The 23631-nt window shown below is 50.1% G+C and carries 28 protein-coding genes; 16 read left to right on the top strand and 12 right to left on the bottom strand.

Features of this window, described 5'->3' with window-relative positions:
• Window positions 1-18 precede the first annotated feature (18 nt).
• From MUG06_RS11910 to MUG06_RS11920, 3 genes are read left to right on the top strand one after another with little or no spacing between them, the layout of a single operon-like run.
• On the top strand, window positions 19-870 hold the full coding sequence (locus MUG06_RS11910; RefSeq protein ID WP_243078726.1) for an isochorismatase: 852 nt from the start codon (window positions 19-21) through the stop codon (window positions 868-870).
• The gene (dhbA, locus tag MUG06_RS11915) at window positions 870-1628 is read left to right on the top strand and encodes a 2,3-dihydro-2,3-dihydroxybenzoate dehydrogenase (RefSeq protein ID WP_243078727.1); all 759 of its coding nucleotides are present in this window, start codon (window positions 870-872) and stop codon (window positions 1626-1628) included. Before MUG06_RS11910 ends, dhbA begins: the two co-directional genes overlap by 1 nt.
• 3 nt (window positions 1629-1631) lie before the next feature.
• Window positions 1632-2051 carry a hotdog fold thioesterase gene (locus MUG06_RS11920; protein WP_215847807.1) on the top strand — a complete coding sequence of 140 codons (420 nt, stop codon included), beginning with the start codon at window positions 1632-1634 and terminating at the stop codon, window positions 2049-2051.
• Between the two features lie 46 nt (window positions 2052-2097).
• Here the strand turns inward: MUG06_RS11920 and cgtA are convergent, their stop codons facing one another.
• The 3 genes from cgtA to rplU all read right to left on the bottom strand — a co-directional run bounded on the left by cgtA (window position 2098) and on the right by rplU (window position 4098).
• Window positions 2098-3270 (bottom strand): Obg family GTPase CgtA, encoded by a 1173-nt coding sequence (cgtA, locus tag MUG06_RS11925; protein WP_243078728.1) that lies wholly within the window; start codon window positions 3268-3270, stop codon window positions 2098-2100.
• Window positions 3271-3513: 243 nt separating this feature from the next.
• Window positions 3514-3771: a 50S ribosomal protein L27 gene (gene rpmA / locus MUG06_RS11930; RefSeq protein ID WP_243078729.1), complete on the bottom strand. Its 258-nt coding sequence runs from the start codon at window positions 3769-3771 to the stop codon at window positions 3514-3516.
• A gap of 15 nt (window positions 3772-3786) precedes the next feature.
• Complete coding sequence (gene rplU, locus MUG06_RS11935) at window positions 3787-4098, bottom strand: 50S ribosomal protein L21 (protein WP_193405201.1); 312 nt, start codon at window positions 4096-4098, stop codon at window positions 3787-3789.
• A 257-nt stretch (window positions 4099-4355) separates the two neighbouring features.
• On the opposite strand from rplU, the gene ispB reads away from it, so the two are divergent.
• Both ispB and MUG06_RS11945 read left to right on the top strand, forming a co-directional pair.
• Window positions 4356-5327 (top strand): octaprenyl diphosphate synthase, encoded by a 972-nt coding sequence (ispB, locus tag MUG06_RS11940; protein WP_215847809.1) that lies wholly within the window; start codon window positions 4356-4358, stop codon window positions 5325-5327.
• 239 nt (window positions 5328-5566) lie between these two features.
• Complete coding sequence (locus MUG06_RS11945; RefSeq protein ID WP_243078730.1) at window positions 5567-5869, top strand: helix-turn-helix transcriptional regulator; 303 nt, start codon at window positions 5567-5569, stop codon at window positions 5867-5869.
• Window positions 5870-5944: 75 nt separating this feature from the next.
• Here MUG06_RS11945 and murA read toward each other — a convergent pair whose 3' ends face one another.
• The 7 genes from murA to mlaF all read right to left on the bottom strand — a co-directional run bounded on the left by murA (window position 5945) and on the right by mlaF (window position 10747).
• A complete protein-coding gene (gene murA, locus MUG06_RS11950) occupies window positions 5945-7204 on the bottom strand; it encodes a UDP-N-acetylglucosamine 1-carboxyvinyltransferase (protein WP_215847810.1) in 1260 nt (419 codons plus the stop codon).
• A gap of 67 nt (window positions 7205-7271) precedes the next feature.
• Window positions 7272-7529, bottom strand: coding sequence for a BolA family iron metabolism protein IbaG (gene ibaG / locus MUG06_RS11955; protein WP_215847811.1), 258 nt, complete (start codon window positions 7527-7529; stop codon window positions 7272-7274).
• Between the two features lie 113 nt (window positions 7530-7642).
• Window positions 7643-7948: a lipid asymmetry maintenance protein MlaB gene (gene mlaB, locus MUG06_RS11960; protein ID WP_215847812.1), complete on the bottom strand. Its 306-nt coding sequence runs from the start codon at window positions 7946-7948 to the stop codon at window positions 7643-7645.
• Between the two features lie 2 nt (window positions 7949-7950).
• Window positions 7951-8580 carry a phospholipid-binding protein MlaC gene (mlaC, locus tag MUG06_RS11965; protein ID WP_215847813.1) on the bottom strand — a complete coding sequence of 210 codons (630 nt, stop codon included), beginning with the start codon at window positions 8578-8580 and terminating at the stop codon, window positions 7951-7953.
• A gap of 17 nt (window positions 8581-8597) precedes the next feature.
• Window positions 8598-9140, bottom strand: coding sequence for an outer membrane lipid asymmetry maintenance protein MlaD (gene mlaD, locus MUG06_RS11970; protein WP_215847814.1), 543 nt, complete (start codon window positions 9138-9140; stop codon window positions 8598-8600).
• A gap of 4 nt (window positions 9141-9144) precedes the next feature.
• Complete coding sequence (gene mlaE, locus MUG06_RS11975) at window positions 9145-9927, bottom strand: lipid asymmetry maintenance ABC transporter permease subunit MlaE (RefSeq protein ID WP_215847815.1); 783 nt, start codon at window positions 9925-9927, stop codon at window positions 9145-9147.
• Window positions 9928-9931: 4 nt separating this feature from the next.
• Window positions 9932-10747: a phospholipid ABC transporter ATP-binding protein MlaF gene (gene mlaF / locus MUG06_RS11980; RefSeq protein ID WP_243078731.1), complete on the bottom strand. Its 816-nt coding sequence runs from the start codon at window positions 10745-10747 to the stop codon at window positions 9932-9934.
• 226 nt (window positions 10748-10973) lie between these two features.
• On the opposite strand from mlaF, the gene MUG06_RS11985 reads away from it, so the two are divergent.
• From MUG06_RS11985 to npr, 11 genes are all read left to right on the top strand, one after another.
• The gene (locus MUG06_RS11985; protein ID WP_215847817.1) at window positions 10974-11954 is read left to right on the top strand and encodes a calcium/sodium antiporter; all 981 of its coding nucleotides are present in this window, start codon (window positions 10974-10976) and stop codon (window positions 11952-11954) included.
• Window positions 11955-11970: 16 nt separating this feature from the next.
• Window positions 11971-12957 carry an arabinose-5-phosphate isomerase KdsD gene (gene kdsD, locus MUG06_RS11990; RefSeq protein ID WP_215847818.1) on the top strand — a complete coding sequence of 329 codons (987 nt, stop codon included), beginning with the start codon at window positions 11971-11973 and terminating at the stop codon, window positions 12955-12957.
• A 13-nt stretch (window positions 12958-12970) separates the two neighbouring features.
• Window positions 12971-13537: a 3-deoxy-manno-octulosonate-8-phosphatase KdsC gene (gene kdsC, locus MUG06_RS11995; protein WP_215847819.1), complete on the top strand. Its 567-nt coding sequence runs from the start codon at window positions 12971-12973 to the stop codon at window positions 13535-13537.
• On the top strand, window positions 13534-14109 hold the full coding sequence (gene lptC / locus MUG06_RS12000; RefSeq protein WP_215847820.1) for an LPS export ABC transporter periplasmic protein LptC: 576 nt from the start codon (window positions 13534-13536) through the stop codon (window positions 14107-14109). The genes kdsC and lptC overlap by 4 nt, the downstream gene beginning before the upstream one ends.
• On the top strand, window positions 14078-14632 hold the full coding sequence (gene lptA, locus MUG06_RS12005; protein ID WP_243078732.1) for a lipopolysaccharide ABC transporter substrate-binding protein LptA: 555 nt from the start codon (window positions 14078-14080) through the stop codon (window positions 14630-14632). The genes lptC and lptA overlap by 32 nt, the downstream gene beginning before the upstream one ends.
• A 5-nt stretch (window positions 14633-14637) precedes the next feature.
• A complete protein-coding gene (lptB, locus tag MUG06_RS12010; protein WP_243078733.1) occupies window positions 14638-15363 on the top strand; it encodes an LPS export ABC transporter ATP-binding protein in 726 nt (241 codons plus the stop codon).
• A gap of 48 nt (window positions 15364-15411) precedes the next feature.
• A complete protein-coding gene (rpoN, locus tag MUG06_RS12015) occupies window positions 15412-16845 on the top strand; it encodes an RNA polymerase factor sigma-54 (protein ID WP_243078734.1) in 1434 nt (477 codons plus the stop codon).
• 21 nt (window positions 16846-16866) lie between these two features.
• On the top strand, window positions 16867-17154 hold the full coding sequence (gene hpf / locus MUG06_RS12020) for a ribosome hibernation promoting factor (RefSeq protein ID WP_215847822.1): 288 nt from the start codon (window positions 16867-16869) through the stop codon (window positions 17152-17154).
• A 153-nt stretch (window positions 17155-17307) separates the two neighbouring features.
• On the top strand, window positions 17308-17787 hold the full coding sequence (ptsN, locus tag MUG06_RS12025) for a PTS IIA-like nitrogen regulatory protein PtsN (protein WP_215848351.1): 480 nt from the start codon (window positions 17308-17310) through the stop codon (window positions 17785-17787).
• 47 nt (window positions 17788-17834) lie between these two features.
• Window positions 17835-18689, top strand: a complete 855-nt coding sequence (gene rapZ / locus MUG06_RS12030) for an RNase adapter RapZ (RefSeq protein WP_010251920.1) — start codon at window positions 17835-17837, stop codon at window positions 18687-18689.
• On the top strand, window positions 18686-18958 hold the full coding sequence (gene npr, locus MUG06_RS12035; RefSeq protein ID WP_243078735.1) for a PTS phosphocarrier protein NPr: 273 nt from the start codon (window positions 18686-18688) through the stop codon (window positions 18956-18958). The genes rapZ and npr overlap by 4 nt, the downstream gene beginning before the upstream one ends.
• Here npr and mtgA read toward each other — a convergent pair whose 3' ends face one another.
• Entirely contained in the window at window positions 18959-19678 is a 720-nt protein-coding gene (gene mtgA, locus MUG06_RS12040; RefSeq protein ID WP_243078736.1) for a monofunctional biosynthetic peptidoglycan transglycosylase, read from the bottom strand.
• Between the two features lie 869 nt (window positions 19679-20547).
• On the bottom strand, window positions 20548-22899 hold the full coding sequence (arcB, locus tag MUG06_RS12045) for an aerobic respiration two-component sensor histidine kinase ArcB (protein ID WP_243078737.1): 2352 nt from the start codon (window positions 22897-22899) through the stop codon (window positions 20548-20550).
• Window positions 22900-23631: the final 732 nt, after the last annotated feature.

Genomic DNA, 23631 nt, shown 5'->3' on the forward strand with positions numbered 1-23631 from the left:
TTTGTTCTGGAGATTTTAATGGCTATTCCAAAATTGACCTCATATTCGCTGCCAACTGCCACCGAGTTGCCAAACAACAAAGTGAAATGGACGCTGGAGCCTCAGCGCGCAGCTTTACTGATTCACGATATGCAGGCCTATTTCCTTAACTTCTGGGGCGAAAACAGCCCGCTCGTCAATCAAGTGGTCGAGAACATCGCCCGACTGCGCCGCTACTGTAAAGCGCAGGGTATTCCGGTGTTTTATACCGCGCAGCCCAATGAACAAAGCGATGAAGATCGCGCCCTGCTCAATGATATGTGGGGACCGGGACTGAACAAGCATCCCGATCAGCAGAAAATCGTTGAGGCGCTAGCCCCGGATGCAGATGACCATGTGCTGACGAAGTGGCGTTACAGCGCTTTTCATCGTTCGCCACTGGAAGCAACGCTGAAAGAGATGGGCCGTGATCAGTTGATCATCACGGGTGTCTACGCGCACATTGGCTGCCTGACGACCGCAACGGATGCCTTTATGCGTAATATTCAGCCCTTTATGGTGGCGGATGCGCTGGCAGATTTTACCCGCGACGAACACATGATGGCGCTGACTTATACAGCAGGCCGCAGCGGAAAAGTGGTAATGACCGCCGACCTAATGCCGTTGCCGCTCAGTAAAGATGATCTGCGTGCGCTGATCCTGCCGCTGCTGGAAGATGATGACGTGCCAGAAGATGACGAAAACCTGATCGATTACGGTCTGGATTCAGTGCGCGTAATGTCGCTGGCGGCACGCTGGCGTCAGGTTCATAGCGATATTGATTTCGTCAGCCTGGCAAAAAATCCGAGCATAGATGGCTGGTGGGCGCTGCTTTCACGGGAGCCAGCGTAATGAATAACACGTTTGATTTCAGCGGGAAGATTGTGTGGGTAACCGGTGCCGGACAAGGCATTGGTTATCATACTGCGTTAGCTTTTCATCAGGCTGGGGCGAAGGTAGAAGCATTCGATCTGCGTTTTCACGAGCATGATTATCCGTTTCCTTGCCACACCATGGATGTCGCCAACCCTGACCAGGTGAAAACAGTTTGCCAGCGTGTTCTGACCGAGCAGCCGCGTATTGATGTGTTGGTCAATGCAGCGGGAATTTTACGCGTTGGTGCAACCGATGAACTGACCTTCGCTGACTGGCAAGCGTGCCTGGCGGTGAATGCTGGCGGCGCATTTAACCTGTTCCAGCAAACCTTGCCGGTGTTCCGTGAACAACGTGCGGGCGCTATTGTCACCATTGCCTCTAACGCAGCACATGCGCCGCGCATCGGTATGTCTGCTTACGGCGCATCGAAAGCTGCGCTACGCAGCCTGTGTTTAACCGTTGGGCTAGAAATGGCGCCATACGGTGTGCGTTGTAATATCGTTTCGCCAGGATCGACCGATACCGATATGCAGCGCAGCCTGTGGCACACGCCAACCGGCGAGCAGGAGATGATTGAGGGCTTCCCGGAACAATTCAAGCTGGGTATTCCGTTGCGTAAAATCGCTAAGCCACAAGAAGTTGCGGCTAACGTGCTATTCCTCGCCTCTGATCTGGCCAGCCATGTGGTGCTGCAAGATATTGTGGTCGACGGCGGCGCAACGTTAGGAGCGTAATGCATGGCAGCGATCTGGAAACGATCCATCGGTTTAGACGCATTGAATGCGCTGGGTGAAAATTCACTGGTGGCGCATGTGGGGATCGTTTTCACCGTGATCGGTGATGACTATCTCGAGGCCACCATGCCAGTAGACGCGCGTACTCATCAACCTTTTGGTCTGTTACACGGCGGTGCGTCTGTGGTATTGGCTGAATCAATGGGGTCGATTGCGGGGTACATGTGCGTGGATGAAGGCAGCAGCGTGGTGGGCGTTGAAGTCAATGCCAGCCATCATCGTGCGGTTTCCAGCGGCGAGGTGCGCGGCATTTGTCGTCCACTGCATTTGGGTTCGCGTAGTCAGGTATGGCAGATTGAAATTCGTAACAAGCGGGATCAATTGTGCTGTAGCGCGCGGCTCAGTGTGGCGGTGCTAGGATAAAACGAAACTTGCCCCGATGGGGCAAGTTTTGATGAGACGTAAATGCTTAACGCTGGTAGACAGTTTCGACGCCTTCGTCGTCTTCTTCATCCCAGTCGTCCCACTCTTCGTCATCTTCTTCTTCAACCGTATTCTCAATGGTTTCACGGTGGTAATCATCCCACATGAACTCCACTTTCTCCGGCTGTTTCTCTTCGACATCGGCTTCTTTTGGATTGGCGTTGATGAAGCTCATCACGTCCCAACACAAATCAGTAACGCCATTGCGGCTGGCAGCAGAGATCAGGTAATACTTATCTTCCCACCCCAGCGCTTCAGCAATCGCTTTAGCACGCGACTGCGCCTCTTCTTCGCTCAGCAGGTCAGTTTTGTTGAACACTAACCAGCGTGGCTTGTTGAAGAGCTTCTCGCTGTATTTTTCCAGCTCACCAAGAATAATGCGCGCGTTTTCAACCGGATCGCTTTCATCGATTGGCGCGATATCGATCAGATGCAGTAATACGCGGCAGCGCTCGAGGTGCTTCAGGAAGCGAATGCCTAAGCCTGCGCCTTCCGCTGCGCCTTCGATCAGACCCGGGATATCAGCGACCACGAAACTCTGCTCGCTATCCATACGCACGACGCCAAGGCTTGGTACCAGCGTAGTAAACGGATAATCCGCAACTTTAGGTTTAGCGGCAGAAACAGCACGGATAAATGTCGATTTACCGGCATTCGGTAAGCCAAGCATACCGACGTCTGCCAGCAGCATCAGCTCCAGCTGCAAGTCGCGCTTCTCACCAGGCGTACCCATGGTTTTTTGGCGTGGACTGCGGTTTACCGAGGATTTGAAGCGGGTATTGCCTAAACCGTGCCAGCCACCTTTGCCGACCATCAGCTTCTGCTCATGGCGCGTCATGTCGCCCAGCGTTTCACCGGTGCCTTGGTCAATTACTCGCGTCCCTACAGGGACTTTAATAACGATGTCTTTGCCGCGTTTACCGGTACAGTCACGGCTTTGGCCGTTCTGTCCACGTTCTGCGCGGAAGGATTTTTCGAAGCGATAGTCGATCAGCGTGTTCAGGTTTTCATCAGCGAGCAGATAAACATCACCGCCATCGCCACCATCACCGCCGTCTGGACCCCCTTTCGGGATATATTTTTCGCGGCGGAAGCTGACGCAACCATTACCGCCATCGCCTGCAACAACCAAAATTGTTGCTTCATCAACAAACTTCATTTTCTCTCTCCGTCACACAATCGTCTGCAACACAGTTGCAAACGGGTCCGCCAGGGTCTTCTGCGCTGACCAGCGGCGGATAAATCAGGATTGGCTTTCGCCAGTGCGTACATAAAGTGTACAGCAAACTTTTGTGATGCGTCGCCTTTAAGGCAACCAAGCGCAGAATGTAAAAAGCCCCGCATGAGTTGCGGGGCCTTCAATTCGTGCGTTCAGACGTTAAACGTCTGCGTCACGACAACCTTACTCAGCAACGATGCTGATGTATTTACGGTTGTTCGGACCTTTGATTTCGAATTGTACTTTGCCGTCTGCGGTAGCAAACAGGGTATGGTCACGACCACAACCTACGTTGTTACCTGCGTGGAATTTGGTTCCACGTTGACGAACGATGATGCTACCTGCCAGAACAGATTCACCACCGAAACGCTTAACACCCAGACGTTTTGCATTGGAGTCACGACCATTTCGAGTCGAGCCACCAGCCTTTTTATGTGCCATTTCTCAGATCTCCTGTTAGGCAGTGATGCCAGTGATTTTCACGTCAGTGAACCACTGACGGTGGCCTTGCTGCTTACGGTAGTGCTTACGACGACGAAACTTAACGATCTTAATTTTCTCGCCACGACCATGAGCAACGATTTCAGCCTTGATAACACCGCCTGAAACCAGTGGCGCGCCGATTTTCACGTCTTCGCCATTTGCAATCATCAGAACCTGGTCAAACTCAATGGTTTCACCGGTTGCGATGTCCAGCTTTTCCAGGCGAACGGTCTGACCTTCGCTTACTCGGTGTTGTTTACCACCACTTTGGAAAACCGCGTACATATAAAACTCCGCTTCTGCGCTTGCCTTTTTAGTTGATCAGGCGGCGCGCTAAATATTCACAATAGGGCGCGAATTCTACGCAAAACTCCAGGAGAAGACAAGAGCACTTTGCACTCTCTTGCAGAAAAAAAACACAGGCTGAACGCAAACGTTTATCAACCTGAAAATTCAAGTACAATCAGTAACAGATAACCTGAACGCTGGCTGGGTAAAAGCAATTACCATGGCAGAGAAACGAGTCATAGCTGAAAAGACGAATGAACTTAGAACAGATAAATGAATTAACCGCGCAGGATATGGCTGCCGTTAACCAGACCATCCTCGACCAGCTCGATTCAGATGTCTCGCTCATCAATCAGCTGGGATATTACATCATCAGTGGCGGCGGAAAGCGCATCCGTCCGATGATTGCCGTGCTTTCCGCTCGCGCAATGGGCTATCAGGGTGACCTGCATGTGACCAATGCGGCGCTGATCGAATTTATCCATACCGCCACGCTGTTGCATGATGATGTGGTGGATGAATCCGATATGCGCCGTGGCAAAGCGACAGCGAATGCTGCATTCGGTAATGCAGCAAGCGTGCTGGTAGGCGATTTTATTTACACTCGCGCCTTTCAGATGATGACCAGCATGGGCTCGCTGCGCATACTGGCATTGATGTCTGAAGCGGTGAATGTGATTGCAGAAGGTGAAGTCTTACAGTTGATGAACGTCAACGATCCCGACATCACCGAAGAGAGTTACATGCGCGTGATTTACAGTAAAACCGCGCGCCTGTTCGAAGCTGCATCTCAGGCATCCGCGATTCTTGCTGAAGCCACACCTGCAGAGGAAAAAGCGTTGCAGGATTATGGCCGTTTTCTTGGTACCGCTTTCCAGTTAATTGATGATTTACTGGATTACAGTGCCGACGGTGAAACGCTAGGCAAAAACACAGGCGACGATCTCAGCGAAGGCAAGCCAACTCTGCCACTGCTTCATGCCATGCAGCACGGCACGCCGGAACAGGCGAAGATGATCCGCGAAGCGATTGAGCAAGGCAACGGACGTCATTTGCTGGAGCCGGTGCTAGAAGCAATGCATCAATGCGGTTCATTAGAATGGACGCGCTCGCGCGCAGAGCAAGAAGCGGATAAAGCGATTGCTGCGTTGAAAATCCTGCCGGAAACACCGTGGCGTCGCGCGCTGGAATCGCTCGCGCACATGTCAGTACAACGCGATTTCTAATCCTCACGGAGCCTTAAACGGCTCCGTTTCTTTGATTTCCCCCCTTCTTCTGTCTGGCTTACATCTTTTGCAAGGCTTTTGCGCCAGGCCGCGCAGTTCTATGCGTTCGATCCGAATATTACTGGAACTTAATGGAAATTATTTGCTATAAAGACCCAGAACTTTCCAGTTATGATATTCAAAGAGAATGAGGATCGCCCTCAGGGTGACGCATTAACAAGGACAAGGAGAACAGGTTTATGCAAAAAAGGAATGAAGACTGGCACCCCGCAGACATTATCGCGGCACTACGTAAACGTGGTACGACTTTAGCCGCGCTTTCCCGCGAAGCAGGGTTGAGTTCATCAACGTTGGCAAATGCGTTATCGCGCCCTTGGCCCAAAGGCGAATGGCTGATCGCGGATGCGATCAAGGTCCATCCAGCAGAAATTTGGCCAAGTCGCTATTACGATCCCATCACCCAATGTTTATTGGATCGGAAAAAACGTATCCGGCCCTTGGCCGATAGCGCAGCACTAAAAGCCGAATCGGACTCAGAATAGATTGTTGGGTAGTGCACAAAAAAAACCAGCCGCGGAAACCGAGGCTGGCTTGTTCAACCAAAGCTTTAGGCGTGCTTATTCGCCACTGACGCGCTCAATATCCGCACCCATCGCTTTCAGTTTGTCTTCAATGTGTTCGTAGCCGCGATCGATGTGATAAATACGATCAACAAACGTCGTGCCTTCAGCAATACATCCTGCCAGCACCAGGCTTGCAGAAGCACGCAAATCGGTGGCCATAACCTGCGCACCCGATAACGTCTCTACACCATGACAAATCGCCGTGTTGCTTTCTATCTCGGCATGACCGCCCATACGAATCAATTCTGGGATATGCATAAAGCGGTTTTCAAAAATGGTTTCGGTAATAACACCGGTACCTTCTGCAACCATGTTCAACAACGTGAACTGTGCCTGCATATCGGTTGGGAAACCTGGATGTGGCGCGGTACGCACGTTAACCGCTTTCGGACGGTTGCCATGCATATCGAGACTGATCCAGTCTTCACCGATTTCGATATCGGCACCAGCATCACGCAATTTTGCTAACACCGCATCCAGGGTGTCAGGTTTCGTGTTACGGCACAGTACTTTCCCGCCAGAGATGGCCGCTGCTACCAGGAACGTACCGGTTTCAATACGATCGGGCAGAACACGGTAAACACCGCCACCTAAGCGTTCAACACCTTCGATGGTAATTTTATCACTGCCCGCTCCGCTGATTTTTGCGCCCAGCGTGTTCAGGAAGTTCGCGGTATCGACGATTTCCGGCTCGCGAGCGGCATTTTCAATCACGGTGGTGCCGGTTGCCAATGTTGCAGCACTCATGATTGTCACGGTTGCGCCAACGCTGACTTTATCCATGACAATAAGCGCGCCTTTCAGGCGGCCATTCACGGAGGCTTTAACGTAGCCCTCTTCCAGCTTGATCTCTGCACCCAGTTGCTCAAGACCGGTAATGTGCAAATCAACCGGGCGCGCGCCAATTGCGCAGCCGCCTGGCAGTGAAACCTGTCCTTGACCAAAACGTGCAACCAGTGGGCCAAGCGCCCAGATAGAAGCACGCATGGTTTTAACCAAATCGTAAGGCGCACAGAAAATATCAACTGCACTGGCGTCGACGTGTACGGAACCGTTGCGCTCAACCTTTGCACCCAGCTGGGTCAGCAGCTTCATGGTGGTATCAATGTCCCGCAGCTTTGGCACATTTTGAATTTCAACCGGCTCTTCAGCCAACAACGCGGCAAACAGGATAGGCAGCGCGGCATTCTTCGCCCCAGAGATGGTTACTTCACCACTTAAGCGGGTGGGGCCTTGCACACGAAATTTGTCCATTAACACGGCTCTCAATTAACTAGCTAAAGATTGGGCTCGCCAGTGGCGAGCTCGCCACGCTGACGACTCAGAAACCGTTGAGTTTACGGTCACGTGCCCATTCAGCGGGAGTATAGGTTTTGATGGAGACAGCATGGATGCGATTATCCGCAATATATTCCATCAGCGGCGCGTAGACAGCCTGCTGTTTCTTTACGCGGCTAAGATCGCCAAACAGCTCGCCCACCGCGATAACCTGGAAGTGGCTGCCATCATTGCTCATCACATGGACTTCGTCCAAAGGCAGTGCTTGCATTAGCACAGCCTGAATTTCACTGTTTTCCATTGCTTTTAACTTCACTTGATAATAATAAGGATGACATCTTAGAGGAAAGCGCCTGACTCTTAAATACGCAAAAGCCCCTGTACAAAACAGGGGCTTAGCTTAACAGAAGGAAATCAGGCGTTTTTATCCGCAGAAACAATAATCTGCTGCAGATTGTAAAGGGTAATCAAAGATTGCAGTTTATCGCTGATCCCACTGAAACATGGCGTGATGCCTTGAGCGCGGGCAATTTCTCGTAGATGCACCAACAAAGCTAATCCTGCCGTATCTACGCGCTCCAGCGCGGCAACATTGATGGTTTGAACATCCTTGATCAATGTATCTCGCTGCTGCCACAGGGACAGCAACGTATCGCGATCAAGCTCGCCGCTGAGCAACAGCGTGCTGGCATCACGCTGCCAGCGAAGTGATTCGCCCATTGTTACTGTTTATCCAGCGTGATCGGCTGAGCAGCAGAACGCTTCAGTTGCGCCGTCAGACCGTCAATACCTTTGGTGCGCAGCAGATCGCTCCATTCATTTTGCTTAGTCGTAATCATGCTAACGCCTTCAGCAATCATATCGTAAGCCTGCCAGTTTCCTGTTTGGCTATTTTTACGCCACTGGAAATCCAGGCGAACCGGTGGGCGGCCATTAGGGTCAATTATCGACACACGGATCGCCACGATATTGGTATCGCCAATCGGCTGCTCTGGTTGAATTTGATAGGATTGGCCGTTATACAACGCCAGCGCCTGACCATAAGCCTGCGCCAGATAATCACCAAATGCACTGAAATAGGCTTCACGCTGCGCCGGAGTCGAATCACGATAGTAGCGACCCAGCACTAATGCGCCTGCATATTTAATCTGCACATACGGCAGAAGCTCCTGACGTACGATTTCACGTAAATAATTGGGGTCCTGCTTGATCTTCGGCTGCTCTACTTTCAAGCGCGTAAAGGTTTTCTGCGCCGCCTCATTCATCATTTTATAAGGATTGCTCTGATCGGCGGCATTCGCTGCTAACGGTGTTACCACCAACATGGCAATCATCAGTAAACGTTTAAACATCGTGTGTGACCTCTTTCTTAAGGTTGAACCGGTGCCGCAGCAGCATTGGTACTGCCCTGCGCATCCTTATTATCGTTATTGTCTTTATTATCGCCGCTCTTATACAGGAATTGACCGATCAGGTCCTCCAGCACCAGCGCCGACTTCGTATCGCGTAATGTATCGCCATCTTTCAGCATCGCCGAGCCCAGCTCGGGATCGTCAAACCCTAAATTCAACGACAGAAATTGCTCACCCAACAAGCCTTGCGTACGAATCGCCAGTGAACTGGTATCGGAGATTTTATCCGCGTACTGGTCGCTGATATCCATGGTGACACGCGGCAGCAGCGTTTTCGGTTCAAGAGAAATATCTGTAACGCGACCAATAACCACGCCACCCACTTTGACGGGTGAGCTGACTTTCAAGCCACCAATGTTGTCGAAGGTCGCGAACAGCTTCCATGTGGGATCGGTCCCCATAGATTTAAGATCTGCTACGCGCAGGCAGAGAAATAGCATGGCCAGTAACGCCATGATCATGAATACGCCAACCCAGATTTCGCTTTTTTTGCTTTGCATTGCATCAATTCCCAAACATCAGTGCTGTCAGCACAAAATCCAAACCGAGCACCGCCAGTGAAGCGTGCACTACGGTGCGCGTCGTCGCGCGACTGATTCCTTCAGAAGTCGGAATCGCATCATATCCATTAAATAAGGCAATCCAGGTTACCGTCACGGCAAACACGGCGCTTTTAATGATGCAGTTGACCACGTCGGTACGAAAGTCGACGGCGTTCTGCATCGCAGACCAGAAGAAACCCGGATCGATGCCTTTCCAGCTCACGCCAACCAAGGCACCACCCGCGATTCCCACCGCCGTAAAGATTAGCGCTAACAACGGCATACTGATAAAGCCGGCCCAGAAACGCGGTGAAACCACGCGACGTAACGGGTCTACCGCCATCATTTCCATGCTGGAGAGCTGTTCTGTGGCTTTCATTAACCCGATTTCAGCGGTCAATGCTGAACCCGCACGACCGGCAAAGAGCAACGCGGTAACCACCGGCCCCAGTTCACGCAGCAGCGACAAAGCCACCAGCATGCCGAGGCTGGTTTCTGCACCGTACGTAGTGAGCACCAGATATCCTTGCAGCCCAAGGACCATGCCGATGAATAAACCGGAAACCACGATAATGAGCAATGACAGGACGCCGACGCTATAAAGCTGCTTTATCAGCAGCGGCGCGTGTTTGCGAAACGCTGGCTTACCCACCAGTGCGTGAAACAGCATTAAGCCTGCGCGGCCAAAGCTGGCACAGGTTTCAATTCCCTGACGTCCAAATGACGCCAGTGCCTTCAATAACATCAGCTTAAATTCTCCCTGAGCCGGTTAAATCGGCAAGATAATCGCCGGCCGGAAAACGAAATGGGACAGGTCCATCCGCAATCCCATCAATAAACTGGCGCACGCGTGGGTCGGGATTTGCCCGCAGGTCCGGCGTGCTACCCTGTGCAATAATTTTTTGTCCTGCCACGATATAAGCGTAATCCGCAATACTTAACACTTCTGGCACATCATGCGACACGACGATGCAGGTCAGACCTAAGGCGTGATTCAATTCATCGATCAATTTAACCAGCACGCCCATAGTGATGGGATCCTGGCCGACAAAAGGTTCGTCAAACATGATTAATTCAGGTTCAAGCGCAATTGCACGCGCCAGGGCCACGCGACGTGCCATACCGCCGGAAAGCTCGGCGGGTTTCAGCTGGGCCGCGCCGCTCAAACCCACCGCTTCTAGCTTCATTAGCACCGTGCTGTGTAGCAGAGCCGGCGGCAATTGGGTATGTTCACGCAGCGGCCAGGCCACGTTTTCATAGACGGTAAGATCGGTGAACAACGCGCCAGACTGAAACAACATGCTCATTTTTTTACGCGCTTCGTACAATTTAGCGCGTGAAAGCGTGGGGATATTTTCGCCACGGAACCAGATTTCTCCGCCATCAGGCTGAAGCTGGCCGCCAATCAAGCGTAGCAACGTAGTTTTACCTATCCCCGATGGTCCCATTATCGCCGTCACTTTACCTTTCGGCACCGTGAGCGAAATGTCATCAAAGATTTTGCGATCTCCGCGCGAAAAACTCACGCCACGAACCTCTACCAGATTCGTTTGCTGCTGGATCATTCTTACCTCTTATGCAGATCGGGCGTAAACATGGGGTACGATGGTAGCCTGTTCAACCTTGTTGCACGATAGCTTTACAGAAACTTACCGCTAAGATTTAGCGAAAACGGGCATAAAATTTACTTTTGTCGTTTAGGCGGTCAAAATCAGCGCCTGTTTCAGCACACAGAATCTTAAATCAGTCGGACAAGGCGTGCCGACCCCGATTTACACGCAAGGATTTTTAATGTTCGTAGCTACCGCACTGCTGATTATCGGTCTGCTTTTACTGGCTTATGGTGCCGATCGTCTGGTGTTTAGCGCCTCGATTCTCTGCCGCTCATTTGGCATACCACCGTTGATTATAGGCATGACGGTGGTCGGCATGGGTACGTCGTTGCCAGAAATCATTCTCTCCTTCTCAGCGGCGCAGCATGGTCAAATGGATCTCGCTGTTGGCACCGCGCTGGGCTCGAACATTACTAATATATTGCTGATCTTGGGAGGAGCGGCTTTACTGCACCCGCTGACTGTCCATTCAAATCTGATTCGCCGCGAACTGCCGCTAATGCTGCTGGTCTCATTACTGAGCGGTATTATGCTGTTTGATAATCATCTTAGTCGACTTGATGGTCTGGGATTGATTGCCATTGCCGCCCTCTATTTGATCGTGGTGATCCGCATTGCTCGTAAAGCCGAACTTAATAACAATGACACGTTAACGCGTGAACAATTGGCTGAACTGCCACGCGAAGAGGGCAATAACACGGTAGCCTTTCTCTGGCTGGCCGTTGCGCTGATTATTTTACCGATGTCGACACGTATGGTGATCGATAACGCCACGGTATTTGCAGACTATTTTGGCGTCAGTGAACTCGTCATGGGCTTGACGATAATTGCAGTCGGCACCAGTTTGCCAGAGCTGGCCACTGTCATCGCGGGTGCGCTGAAAGGTGAAGATGATATCGCTATCGGTAATCTGATCGGTGCCAACATTTATAATATTGCCATTGTGCTGGGCCTGCCGGCACTGATGCATCCTGGCAGCGTAGATTATCACGCCTTCGCACGTGATTATTGGGTCATGCTCGGCGTAAGCGCCCTCTTTGCTCTGCTTTGCTTACTGCGCCGCCGCCGTATAGGCCGCACCGCAGGTACACTTTTACTCTGTGGGTTCATCGTCTGGGTTACGCTGCTGTGGTTACAGCCGGCGTTTATAGACGGATAAAAAGGACAGATTTGCCATGTCACATCAGCAATCGATCGGTGATTTTGATTTCCAGCAAGCAGGAAAAGCGGTGCTGCGCATTGAGCGTGAAGGACTGGAACAACTCGACCAATATATCAATGAGGATTTCGCGCGTGCTTGCGCCATGATTTTCGCCTGTAAAGGCAAAGTTGTGGTCATGGGAATGGGCAAATCGGGTCATATCGGTAAAAAGATGGCAGCAACGTTTGCCAGCACCGGCACCCCAGCATTTTTTGTTCATCCTGGCGAAGCCAGTCATGGCGATCTTGGCATGGTGAGCAGTAATGATGTTGTCATTGCCATTTCAAACAGCGGTGAGTCTAACGAAATTCTGGCGTTGATCCCGGTGATCAAGCGTCAAAAAATCAAACTCATTTGCATGACTAGCCGCGCTGAAAGCGCCATGGGACGCGTGGCTGATGTGCATTTATGTATTAAGGTGCCGCAGGAAGCTTGTCCGCTCGGCCTTGCGCCCACCACCAGTACTACCGCCACCCTGGTCATGGGTGATGCATTAGCCGTTGCGCTATTAGAAGCACGCGGTTTCACGCCTGAAGATTTCGCCCTTTCACACCCAGGCGGCGCGTTGGGTCGCAAACTGCTGCTGCACGTCAGTGATATTATGCACAGCGGTGATGAAATGCCGCATGTCACGCACGACGCTTCTCTGCGTGATGCGCTGCTGGAAATTACGCGTAAAAACCTCGGGTTAACCGTTATCGTTAACGATCTGATGAAAATTGAAGGCATCTTTACCGATGGTGATTTACGCCGCATCTTCGACATGGGCATCGATTTCCAGCGGGCAACCATTGCAGAAGTAATGACGCGCGGCGGCATTCGCGTTCGCCCCAATGTCCTGGCGGTGGATGCCTTGAATTTGATGCAAACCAAAAACATCACCGCGCTACTGGTGGCCGATGACGATCGTCTGCTCGGTGTGGTACATATGCATGACATGCTGCGCGCAGGCGTGGTCTGAACAGGAAAAGAGAATGCCGTTAGAAAGTGCCACCGTTGAAACGTGTTACGGACCGGTTAGTGCCGCGGTGATGGCGCGCGCCAGTAAGATTCGTTTGCTGATTTGTGATGTTGATGGCGTGATGTCAGATGGCGTCATTTACATGGGAAATAACGGTGAAGAGCTGAAGGCTTTCAATGTCCGCGACGGTTACGGCATTCGCTGCCTGCTGACCTCCGATGTAGAAGTGGCTATTATAACCGGCCGCAACGCTCGACTGATGGAAGATCGCTGCAAAACCCTCGGCATACGTCATCTTTATCAGGGCCAGTCGGATAAGCTTTTGGCCTATCGTGAACTTCTGGATAAACTGTCTCTTTCTGATGAACAGGTTGCCTACATCGGTGACGATCTCATCGACTGGCCGGTTATGGCCAAAGTAGGTCTGAGTGTTGCTGTTGCAGATGCACATCCTGTTTTACTACCACGCGCCAATTACGTGACGCGTATCGCCGGTGGACGCGGTGCGGTACGTGAATTATGCGATCTGATCTTAATGGCGCAAGATAAATTTGAGGATGCCAAAGGGCAATCGGTATGAGTAAAAGCAGGCGTTGGATAACGCTGATTCTGACTTTGATTGCACTGGTTCTTATCGGCTGGAATCTGACTAATCAGGACGACACTAGCGCGCCCGTTGCTAACGATCAGGCGCCAACTTACACCAGCGCAGACTCCAATACGGTGGTGTATAACCCGCAAGGTGCCCTGACGTACAAGCTGGTTTCAGACAAGGTGACCTACTTTTCAGTCGATGAGTTGAGCTGGTTCGATAATCCAGTGATGACCACTTACGATGAAAACAAAGTGCCAACCTGGTCGGTACGCGCAGATAAAGCAAAGCTGACCAAAGATCGTATGCTTTATCTGTATGGACATGTTGAGCTTACTACGCTGACGCAGGATTCTCAGCTTCAGCGTATCAAAACTGACAACGCTCAAGTGAACCTTGTCAGTCAGGACGTGACGTCTGACGACCAGGTAACGCTCTATGGCCGCAGCTTTAACTCTACCGGCATGAAAATGCGCGGTAATTTACGGACAAAAAACGCCGAGTTAATCGAAAAGGTCAAAACTTCTTATGAAATTCAAAATGAACAAAAACAGCCTTAAGTATTTACTGGCCAGCGTGCTGCTTGCGACCAGTGTTCCAGCGCTGGCCTTGACCGGTGACTCGGATAAACCCGTGAATATCGATTCGCAGAACCAGGCGCTGGATCTGCAAGGCAACGTGGCCACCTTTACCGGCAATGTTATCGTGACGCAAGGCTCGATCAAAATCACTGCGGACAAAGTGGTGGTTACGCGTCCTGGCGGCGACAGCAAGAAAACCATTGTTGATGCTTACGGTAACCCCGCCACTTTCTACCAAATGCAGGACAGCGGCAAACCGGTTCAGGGCCATGCCTCAAAATTGCATTACGAACTGGCCAACGATTTTGTTGAGTTGACTGGCAATGCGTACATCGAACAGCAAGACAGCAACATCAAAGGCGATCGCATAACGTATCTGGTTAAAGAACAAAAAATGCAGGCGTACAGTCAGGGTCAAAGTAAACGAGTGACCACCGTGCTGGTGCCATCGCAGTTGCAAGATAAGCAAGGTTCGTCCAACAGCGGAAAAAAGAGTAACTGATAGCTATGGCCACATTAATCGCAGAAAACCTGGCGAAGGCATATAAAGGCCGTCGCGTGGTAGAAGACGTTAGTCTGCAAGTGAAGTCCGGCGAGATTGTCGGCCTGCTGGGCCCCAATGGTGCGGGCAAGACCACGACTTTTTATATGGTCGTGGGCATTGTGCCGCGCGATGCGGGCCGCATTATCATTGATGATGAAGATATCAGTATCCTGCCGCTGCATGCGCGCGCGCGTCGTGGCATCGGGTATCTTCCTCAGGAAGCGTCCATTTTTCGCCGCCTGAGCGTGTTCGACAATCTCATGGCGGTGTTACAGATCCGTGATGATCTGACTGAAGAGCAACGTCAGGATCGTGCTAACGAGCTGATGGAAGAGTTCCACATCGAACACCTGCGCGACAGCATGGGGCAGGCATTGTCTGGGGGTGAACGTCGTCGCGTCGAAATTGCGCGTGCCCTGGCCGCAAATCCAAAATTTATTCTGTTAGATGAACCGTTTGCCGGTGTTGACCCCATCTCAGTTATCGACATCAAAAAGATCATTGAACACTTGCGTGATAGCGGCCTTGGCGTGCTAATCACCGACCACAACGTTCGTGAAACGCTGGCGGTATGTGAACGCGCCTATATCGTGAGCCAAGGTCACTTGATTGCCCACGGCACGCCTACAGAAATTCTTGCAGATGAGCAAGTTAAGCGGGTTTATTTGGGCGAAGAGTTCAGACTCTGATAAGGTGTCGCTAACACTGACGTTTGCTGAGGAAAATCAATCCTGTCTATGAAGCAAGGTTTACAACTCAGGCTCAGCCAACAGCTGGCGATGACACCACAGCTGCAACAGGCCATTCGTCTGCTGCAGCTTTCAACGCTTGAACTTCAGCAAGAGCTACAACTCGCGCTGGAAAGTAATCCGCTGCTTGAACAAACCGATCTGCACGACGAAGTTGATTCCCGCGAATATCAAGAAGCCGAAGCGCTGGATACACGTGAAGCGTTAGAGCAGAAAGATATGCCGGAAGAGCTGCCGCTTGATGCAACCTGGGACGAGATTTATACCGCAGGCACGCCTTCAGGCACCGGAACCGATTATCAAGATGATGAATTGCCTATTTATCAAGGCGAAACAACACAATCATTGCAAGATTATTTGATGTGGCAGGTGGGATTAACACCTTTTACCGATAACGATCGCGCGATTGCGACCTCCATTGTCGATGCCATCGATGATACCGGTTATCTTACCGTTTCGCTTGAAGAGATCCTCGACAGCATCGGCAATGAAGAGCTTGAGCTTGATGAGGTTGAGGCCGTATTAAAACGTATCCAACGTTTTGATCCCATCGGCGTTGGCGCTCGTGACTTGCGTGATTGCTTACTGGTGCAGCTTTCACAATATGCTCCTGATACGCTGATGCTGGCAGAGGCGCGACTGATCGTTAGCAACCACCTCGACTTATTGGCTAATCACGATTTCCGCAGTCTGATGCGCGTAACGCGTTTAAAAGAAGATGTGTTGAAAGAGGCCATGCAGCTGATCCAATCACTGGATCCGCGTCCTGGCCAATCGGTGAATACCGGCGAACCTGAGTATGTGATTCCCGACGTGCTGGTACGTAAAGTCGGCACACGCTGGACAGTGGATCTCAACGCTGACAGCGTGCCACGTTTAAAGATCAACCAGCAATATGCTGCGATGGGGGGTTCATCGCGCAACGACAGCGATAATCAATTTATTCGTAGTAATTTGCAGGAAGCAAAGTGGCTAATTAAAAGCCTGGAAAGCCGCAACGATACGTTGCTAAAAGTGACTCGTTGTATTGTTGAACAACAACACGCTTTTTTTGAACAAGGCGAAGAGTTTATGCGTCCAATGGTATTGGCAGATATTGCGCAAGCCGTTGAAATGCATGAATCGACAATTTCCCGCGTTACCACGCAAAAATATTTACATAGCCCGCGTGGCATCTTTGAATTGAAGTATTTTTTCTCCAGTCACGTGAATACCGAAGGTGGCGGCGAAGCATCGTCTACTGCGATTCGTGCATTGGTCAAAAAATTAATTTCGGCGGAAAATCCTACCAAGCCCTTGAGCGACAGTAAGCTCACCTCCATGTTATCTGAACAAGGGATCATGGTGGCGCGTCGAACCGTCGCTAAGTACCGCGAGTCTTTATCCATCCCGCCATCGAACCAGCGTAAACAGCTGGTTTGACAGAAATGAGAAGGAAGACCTATGCAGCTGAACCTCACTGGGCAACATGTCGAAATCACCGAACCTCTGCGTGAATTCGTTAACGGTAAGTTTGCCAAACTGGAACACTACTTTGATCGTATCAATCAGGTTTATATTATTCTGAAAGTCGAGAAGGTCAATCAAATTGCCGAGGCGACTTTACACGTCAGCGGTGGCGAACTGCACGCCACGTCGGAAGCGGAAGATATGTATGCGGCTATTGACGGTTTGATTGATAAACTCACCCGTCAACTGACCAAACACAAAGACAAACTGAAAAAACACTAACCTTCACGCTGGTTAAGCGCTTAACGCGCTAGAGCGCACAGGATGGGGCGGATTAACCGCCCCGTTTTGTCATCTAAGCCAGCGCCATCTGACGTCAACATAGCGGTTATATGCGAACGTGAGTGGCTAAGTGAACTCGCAAGTGAAACGATGATGAACAACGATCTGACACTGGAATTGAGCTCCGTACTTTCGCTGGACTGCACCCGCAGCAGCGTACATTGCCAGAGCAAAAAACGGGCGCTGGAAATTATCAGCGAACTGGCCGCCAAGCAGCTCAACCTGCCGCACCAAACGCTTTTCGAAGCAATTCTTACCCGTGAGCGCATGGGAAGCACCGGTATTGGCAATGGAATTGCAATTCCTCACGGCAAGCTGGATGAAGATACATTGCGCGCTGTAGGTGTGTTCATTAGTCTTGAACAGCCCATCGCCTTTGACGCGGTGGATAATCAGCCGGTCGATCTGTTGTTTGCCCTTCTGGTTCCCGCAGATCAATGCAAAACGCACTTGCATACTCTTTCACTGGTGGCGAAAAGACTGGCAGATAAAACCGTCTGTCGTCGCCTGCGAGCGGCGCAAAGTAATGAAGAGCTCTACGCGATTATTACAGAAGGCCAGTCAGAACAGTAAAGCGTCTTTACCGGCCCGGTGCCGGTTTTAAAACGGGAGAGAAGGTCATGGTGCTGATGATCGTTAGCGGTCGGTCAGGCTCAGGAAAATCAGTGGCGTTGCGCGCACTGGAAGACATGGGGTTTTACTGCGTCGATAATCTGCCGGTGGTCTTGCTGCCGGAGTTAGCAAACTCGTTGGCAGAACGCAACATCTCCGCTGCTGTCAGCATTGATGTGCGTAACATGCCAGAATCGCCGGAAATCTTCGAAACCGCTCTGAATAATCTGCCTGATACGTTTTCACCGCAGCTGCTGTTTCTCGACGCTGATCGTAATACGTTGATTCGCCGCTACAGCGATACGCGTCGTTTGCACCCTCTTTCCAGCAAAAACTTGTCGCTGGAAAGTGCCATTGACGAAGAGAGCGATCTGCTGGAGCCGCTACGCTCGCGTGCCGATTTAATTATCGATACGTCAGAAATGTCCGTGCATGAACTGGCTGAAATGCTGCGTACCCGTCTGCTGGGCAAGCGCGAACGCGAACTGACCATGGTATTTGAGTCGTTTGGCTTCAAGCATGGTATTCCGATAGATGCTGATTATGTCTTTGATGTTCGGTTCTTACCGAACCCGCATTGGGATCCCAAATTACGTCCGATGACCGGTCTTGACCGTCCGGTAGCGGCTTTTTTGGATCGCCACACTGAAGTGCACAACTTTATCTATCAGACGCGTAGCTATCTTGAATTGTGGCTACCGATGCTGGAAACCAACAACCGCAGTTACCTAACCGTAGCCATCGGTTGTACCGGGGGAAAACACCGTTCAGTTTATATTGCTGAACAGCTAGCAGATTATTTCCGCTCCCGCGGTAAAAATGTACAGTCTCGTCATCGTACGTTGGAAAAACGCAAATCATGACCGTCAAACAAACTGTAGAAATCAAAAATAAGCTAGGCATGCATGCGCGCCCGGCAATGAAGCTGTTTGAGTTGGTACAAAGTTTTGACGCAGAAGTACTATTACGCAATGAAGCGGGTACTGAAGCCGAAGCCAGTAGCGTTATTGCGTTACTGATGCTGGACTCTGCCAAAGGCGGCCATATCGAAATTGAAGCCAGCGGCCCGGAAGAAATTCAGGCGCTAGCTGCTGTCATTGAGCTGTTTGATGCGGGTTTTGACGAAGACTGATTAATCCAGCTTATTGCGTTGCAGGAATCCCTCGCCGCCCAGCTGGCGCATTTGCCGCATGATCCATTGCTGACGTTGCCGGATATAACCTGAAGGCGCATCGGCACGAAAACGAATAGGATTAGGCAGCACAGCAGCCAGCAGCGCGGCTTCCGACATACTGAGGCGGCTGGCAGGTTTATGAAAGAAACGCTGCGATGCCGCTTCAACGCCAAAGACTCCGTCCCCAAACTCAGCAATATTCAGGTAAACCGTCAGAATGCGGCGTTTGGTCCACACGGTTTCAATTCCCACGGTCAAACCGGCTTCCAGACCTTTACGCACCCAACTGCGTCCATCCCACAGAAACAGATTTTTGGCCGTTTGCTGTGACAGTGTAGATGCACCGCGCATTTTTTCATTGCTGTTATCCAACACAGACTCTATAGCTGCTACATCAAATCCCCAGTGCACCGGAAATTTTTGATCTTCTGATGCAATCACGGCTAATGCCATCCATGGTGAGATTTCGTCGTGCCCTACCCAATCCGAATGCGCCACATAATCGAACCGGCCATTTATCCAGGCGACCAATTGTCGCTCAACCATCACGGCGGAAAAAGGAACCGGCAAAAACGAAAAAAGCACAATGCCTGCTACCCAAATCCCTAACCATGCCAACAGCATGCGGACAACAATGTGCTTAATACGTTGTCCGAGGCTTCCTTTATACTTACTCATGCAATCTTCTCTTACTTGTTTTAGGCATTAATCAATTGCTGTAGAAATCACAGGCTTAAAATGGATTTATCAGGCAATAAAGCCAAACGATACGGGTTATTTTACAGACAGATTACGCAGTAAAATTGCAAATCAGCGTTAACAGATCCAGTTACTTCAAGCACTTCCAGCAAAAAGGAATCGGTTCCATTACCCTGCTTCAGTTAGACTTTTTTCAAAAAAACACTTAACAATTTGTGATATACGCCATCATAAATGTTTCACTACACTTAACTATCGCAAAATGATTAGTTCGTTACTCTTCATTGATTGATCGATAAATTCTAAAGAATGTGCAAATTCCGATCTTTAATCCTTTTACTTTAAACAAAAAAAATTAAAGTTTTCACCTAACGTTAGACGGAAATCAATTGGTAGAACCTTTAACTGGAAATTTCTCTTTAAGGTTTCCAAAACGTTTTGGATAACCCATGCCCGATGAAACATTTAGCTTTATTTTTTATAAACTTAACTAAGAAAATATCCCAATTTGCTGTGTGAGCGTTAAATTGCCGTTTGGCTTTTTCTTTTAAGCTTCTCAAGTGACGCAAAAGCGTGCAAAAAACCACACATCTGGTTAAAAATAAAGCAATGCATCGCAGAAATTAATTCCTTACTTGACTGTGTTGCCAAATTAATGTTTTCTGTATTTAAACGCTGCTCAACATCACACATTTTAATGAATCTTGTCACAAGTTAAGATGAATTTGCTAAGGTGATGACAGTGTTAACCAATACCACGCTGTTGCGCTCAAATACTCTAAGCATAGCAGCAGCGCCTTTTTCCCTGGTGTTGGCGCAGTATTCGCGCACCCCGGCCTCGGCTGGGGTCATTTTTTTCTAGCGATCTGCTTTTCTTTCTCAGCTACCCATTCGCGTAGCACCTGTACATCATGACGCCATTCATGTTTCAGCTCTTCAATCCACTCAGCCACGTTATCCCACCATGCAGGAAGCTCAGGGCTTTGAATCTGCTTCGCCAGCATCTGTAAATGCTGTAAACCCACCGAACCCGCCGCACCTTTAATTTTATGCCCTTCTTCAGCAATACCTTTCTGGTCGCGCGCCATCAAATTGGACTCTAAAATATCTACATATCCCGGCATCATTTTTTCGAACATGTCGAGGCTTTGCGTGATCAAGCTTGGGCCAACCAGCTCGATATATTGCTCAAGCATCGGCACATCAAGCAGCGTAAGCGTTGTCTCTTGCGCGGATTCGGTTTCTTCTTCATCAGTCTCGGCTTGATAATCCCAGAACTTTTTGATGATTGCCGTTAACGCGGGTACGGCCAACGGTTTGCTCAGCACATCATCCATACCGGCATCGAAATATTCTTTCTTGTCTTTGAGCACATTGGCGGTGAGCGCGACCAGCGGCGGCAGGTCGCTATTTTGATAACGCTGATGAATGGCGCGTGAAACGTCCAGGCCGGTCATGTCAGGTAGTTGGATATCCAGCAGGACTAAATCAAATTCCAGTGGATCAAACATGGCCAGCGCCTCGCCGCCCGTCATGGCTACTTCAACGCTACAGCCTAATTTCTCAAGGACCGAACGCGCGACAATTACGTTGAGCTCAATATCCTCAACCAGCAATACGTGTAACGCAGGCAGCGGCATGTTGTCATCAATGCCATCATCTTCCACCTCTTCAGCGACACGCGGCGCTTTGATCTTCACGGTAAAGCAAGAACCTTGGCCTGGTGCGCTGCTAACGGTGATATCCCCGCCCATTGCCTGTGCCAGCCGACGTGAAACGGCCAGACCAATACCGGTACCGGTTGCAGGTTTACCGCCATGCTGATCTTTCACCTGATAATACATCGCAAAAATCTTGTCCTGCTCTTCCTGGCGAATACCTAAGCCAGAATCCTGAACCTCAAAGCGCAACGTTTCATCCTGCTCGTAAGCAACGCGCACGACAATTTCACCTTGTTGGGTAAACTTCACGGCATTACCAATAAGGTTCCAAAGAATTTGGCGCAGACGCGTGCCATCAGTGGCGATTTTATGCGGTAAAGGCAACTGCGGCGCCATGACAAACTTCAGCCCCTTTGGCTGAGCCAGCAAGCCAGAAAGATTTTCTAAATCGGCAAGGAAACTGGTGAAGTCGATCGGCTGATTATCAAGTTGTACTTTGCGCCGCTCAATTTTGTCGACTTCAATAACATCGTTGAAGATATTGCCGAGCGTGATGGCGGAAACATGGATGGTTTTGAGGTATTTGAGCTGTTCTTGATTGAGATCGGTATCCAGCAAAATGCGGCTGAGACCGACAATGCCATTAAGCGGCGTGCGCAGCTCGTGGCTGATCGTAGAGATAAAGGTCGTCTTCTCCCGGCTGGCGTTCTCTAAAGCGTCCTGGTAGCGCTTACGCTCAGTTATATCGCGTCCAAAACCCATTAGCCCACTACGCTTACCCACGCGGTCATAATAAGGCACTTTTCGAATTTCAAAACAGGCCTTGCGACCATCAGGATATTGCAGCCATTGTTCGTAAGTCAGAGAAACATTATGACGGAAGACCTTCTCATCGGTTTCCAGCACTTTTGTCGCCGCATCGTCATCATAAATATCGCGTGGCGTCAGACCAATCAGCTGCTTCTCGCTTTTTCCGGTTAACAATTCCATTGCCCGATTACAGCCAGAAAATTGTTTATCAATATTGCGGTAAAAAACCAAATCGGGAGAGGCATCCAGGAAAGAACGCAGGAAGGAGGATTGTTGCTCAAGCTCAATTTGTGCCTGCTCACGTCGCGCCACTTCTTCACGCAGCTTATCCATGACCTGCTCGCGCGCCAGTTCAGCTTTTTTACGGTCAGCGATCTCTTGATTCAGCTGTGAAATGGTCTCTTTCATCTGCTGATTGAGTTCAAGATCGCGGGTACGCATCTCTTCCAGTTTATCAACCAGCCGTGCCAGTCGCTGCCGGGATTCTTCCAGTTGATCGACCACCACCGATAAGAAATAGACCGCCCAAGGTGTAATGAGCAGGCCAAAAAATACCGATCGCACCATGTCGATACTTTCGACATGCCCACGCAGCACCATCGTGACTGCCATTTGGACAATCATCGCCAATACCACCAGCGCTGAGGCCAAAAGCAGCGAAAAGCGTATCAAGCCAAGCTTAACCATCAAATCAACGTAATATTGCGCCAGCAGGCGAATTTGTTTCATAAAGACTCCCTGGAAGAGAAACAGGCACATGATAGCGTAATTACGCTTCTGGCGGCGTCATGCATCAGCGGGTTAAAGACGTGATTGCTCTATTTTGGTGCATCAGCCGCATCAATCGCCGACGTTTATGACATTAAGCTTAAAACCCTTGACTAATTGTGCTAACTGAATAATCTGTAGGGCCGCCTGAACGATGGCGACCGATTAGCATTCCCCTTTTTCAATATCCTGGCAGCGTTCTGTTGCACAGGCTTACTTATCTATTTGCATACTCATTCATCTTAAGCACTGTTTTAAGCATATTCGGCTTAATTAATTTTACTTATAACATCGCCATATTTCATTCAAATATACCCATATAAGAAAAACAGATACATCCTGTGCATGAAATGGCCGTAACAGCATTTCATGCTGTTAAAGACCCTATCACCAGCATGGTGCAGAGATTTGATCGCTGCACCACAGTGAGACAGTTCACATTTATGGGCCATTAACGTACCGGCTAACAGCGATAAATTTAGCTGTTTAATACTTTAAAATCATGTATTTAATGATGAAAAGACTCAAATAACCCTGACAAGTATCGTTATTTGACCTGTTTCCGCTTTCCCGATAAGTTGGAAATCCGCTGAAAGCTTTCCTGACGGGCCAGTGTCTCGGCATATCTATGCAATCAGAAGACTCCCGCGTGGTGTAAGTCATCTCCTTTAAGAGACCGGAAATCTAAGAGCA

It is taken from the genome of Pantoea sp. MQR6 (genome assembly GCF_022761075.1).
Classification (GTDB): Bacteria; Pseudomonadota; Gammaproteobacteria; order Enterobacterales; family Enterobacteriaceae; genus Pantoea; species Pantoea phytostimulans.